Below are 2,761 nucleotides of genomic sequence, written 5' to 3' on the forward strand. Positions count from 1 at the left end.
GCGCCACCAACAGCCGGTAGAGGCCGTCGGCGTCGGCGGCGGCCAGGGCACCGTCGACATCGAGGATGCCGCGATATTCGACGGTGGTGGCGACGCGGCGGTCGAGCTTGGCCACATCGGCGGGGACGTTCTGGTAGGGCATGATCGAGGCGCCCTCGAAGGTGCCGTCGGTGTCCTCGCTCCACAGCACGACCGCGTCGACGCCCATGGCGGCGGCGCAATCGGCCATGGCAGGCCACAGGCTGGTGTGGACGTAGAGGTAGGCGAGGCCCTCGTCATCGCAGTGCAGGTCGAGCACGATGTCATGGCCGAGCGAGAGCTGCACCAGCCGCGTCTTCAGCCGCTGGTCGACGCTGCCAAGGGTGGTGTCGGGCAAGAGCGCTGTGTCGGGCGCGGCGAGCAGCGGAAAGCCGCGGTTGAAATTGGTGCGCGTGCCCAGATGGAAGCGGCCCTGATGCTCGCCGAAATGATATTGCGCCCGGCCGATCGGATTGGCCCAGGGCACGACGGTGAGATTGCCCTTGATGCGGCCTTCGGCCTCCGCTTTGGCAAGCATCGGCATCAGCGCGTCGATGGCGACGACGCCCGGCAACTCGCCGGCATGGAGTGCCGCCTGTAGGTATGCCGAAGGAGCAGCCTTGTCGGAACCAGTGAAGCGGAACAGCGGGAATTCGTAGGAAACCCCTTCGCTTTCGCCGGCGATGCGCTCGATCGATTTCTGCATGACTTCCTCCATCAAGAGCGAGAGACATGCGATTTGAAGGCGCCGATGTCGATTGGTCCAGCCCGCCGCGCTATGGGCGCAAGAGGCTATTCAGCCGGAAGCGGGATGACCGGCGCGCGCCGGTCCAGCGCCTGCGACAGCACGGCGACGGTGACCGCCAACAAAGCGAGTGCTGCGCCGACCAGCGGCAAATTGGCATAGGAAACACCGGCGGAAAGGGCAACGCCGCCGATCCAGGCGCCGCTGGCATTGCCGACATTGAAGGCGCCCTGGTTCAGCGTGGCGGCGAGGTTCGGTCCCTCGGAGGCCGCCTCGACGACCCGGATCTGCAGCGGCGGCACGACGACGAAGATGAGCAGGCCCCACAGGAAGACGATGCCGACGGCAACGCTGGCGATTGCGCCGAACTGCCTGAAGCCAACGAAAAGCAGGGCCATCAGCAGCAGCGTGCCGATCACTGTCGGCATCAGTTTCCAGTCGGCCAGTCTGCCGCCGATAATGTTGCCGATGGTCATGCCCGCGCCGAACAGCAGCAGAACCCACGTGACTGCCGAGGTCGACAAGCCCGATACCTCGGTGAGGTAGGGTTTGATGTAGGTGAAGACGGTGAACAGGCTTGCGGAGGTCAGCGCCGCGATCAGCATGGCCAGCCAGACCTGCAGCTTGCCCAGCACGCGCAGCTCGCCGCGCAGGCCGCCACCGCTTGGCTGGGCGACATCGGACGGCACCAGCCAGGCGATCGCTGCCACCGAGATCAGGCCGATACCGACCACGGCAACGAAGGTGGAGCGCCAGCCGAACGCTTCGCCAAGTGCGGTTCCGGCGGGAACACCCAGGATGTTGGACAGCGTCAGCCCGGCGAACATCAGCGCGATGGCGCTGGCGCGTTTGTTGCGCGGCACCAGGCTGGCGGCAACGACCGAGCCGATGCCGAAGAAGGCGCCATGGCCGAAAGCGGTGAAAACGCGCGCGGCCATCAGCGTCCAGTAGTTGGGCGAGATGGCGCAAAACAGATTGCCGATGACGAACAGCACGGCCAGCCCGACCAGCACAGGCTTACGCGGCAAATGCGCGGTGGCCATCGCCACGATCGGGGCGCCGAAGACGACGCCCAGCGCATATCCGGTAACCAGCAGGCCGGCAGAAGGGATCGATACGCCGAGGTCGGCTGCGACCTCGGGCAGCAGGCCCATGATCACGAATTCGGTGGTGCGATGCAGAAGGACGCAATGGCAAGCGCAAGGATCGGCAAGGGCATGGGGCGTCCAGACTGAATCGGTTCAAATCGAGACTGCGCGAAGGACGCCATCGTGCGCAAGCTGCATTGCTGCATCGCAGCGATGCAGAAAAGGAAGAGCTTTGAAATGGGTCGCTAACAGGCTGTCAAACCAGCGGCTTCAATTCCTGGGCAATGGTTGGCAACAGCTCCGAGACATTCGGGTGGATGTGCACGGCACGCGCCAGCGTGTCGACGGGCGCCTTGGCGTACATCAGGTCGAGTACGCAATGGATAACCTCGTCGCCGCCGGGGCCGAGCACCGAGCAGCCGAGGATCTGCCTGGTGTCGGCGTCGACCAGGATCTTCATGAAGCCCTGCGTCTCGCCCTTTTCGATAGCGCGGCCGACGCGGGTCATCGGCCGCTGGCCGACCAGCGCGCGACGGCCGGATTTCTTCACCGCGGCCTCGGTCATGCCGCAGCGGCCGAGCGGTGGGTCGATGTAGAGCGCATAGGCTTCGATGCGATCACTGACCTTGCGCGGATCGTTGTCCAGCAGGTTGGCGGCGACGATCTCGTAGTCGTTGTAGGAGGTGTGGGTGAAGGCGCCCCTGCCGTTGCAGTCGCCCATCGCCCAGATGCCGGGCACGCTGCTGCGCAACTGGTCGTCTACAGAGACGAAGCCGCGCTTGTCGACCTCCACGCCAGCCCTCTCCAGGCCGAGGTCATCGGTGTTGGGCGTCCGCCCCAGAGCCAGCAGCACGTGCGAGCCGACCGCCGGCGGTTTGCCGGCGGAGAAGGTCACGGCAATGTCCTGGCC

2 protein-coding genes and 1 pseudogene are annotated in these 2,761 nt (G+C 65.6%); all 3 read right to left on the minus strand.

Features of this window, described 5'->3' with window-relative positions; all coding sequences use genetic code 11:
* Positions 1-724, minus strand: a 724-nt coding sequence (locus EOC06_RS35470) for a succinylglutamate desuccinylase/aspartoacylase family protein (RefSeq protein WP_128309994.1), incomplete at its 3' end; no start/stop codon positions are given.
* An 86-nt stretch (positions 725-810) separates the two neighbouring features.
* Positions 811-1,982 (minus strand): annotated as a pseudogene (locus EOC06_RS35475) (MFS transporter).
* 125 nt (positions 1,983-2,107) lie between these two features.
* Positions 2,108-2,761, minus strand: a 654-nt coding sequence (locus EOC06_RS35480) for an FAD-dependent oxidoreductase (RefSeq protein ID WP_164898942.1), incomplete at its 5' end; no start/stop codon positions are given.

The sequence above is a fragment of the Mesorhizobium sp. M7A.F.Ca.MR.362.00.0.0 genome (genome assembly GCF_004023175.1).
GTDB lineage: Bacteria > Pseudomonadota > Alphaproteobacteria > Rhizobiales > Rhizobiaceae > Mesorhizobium.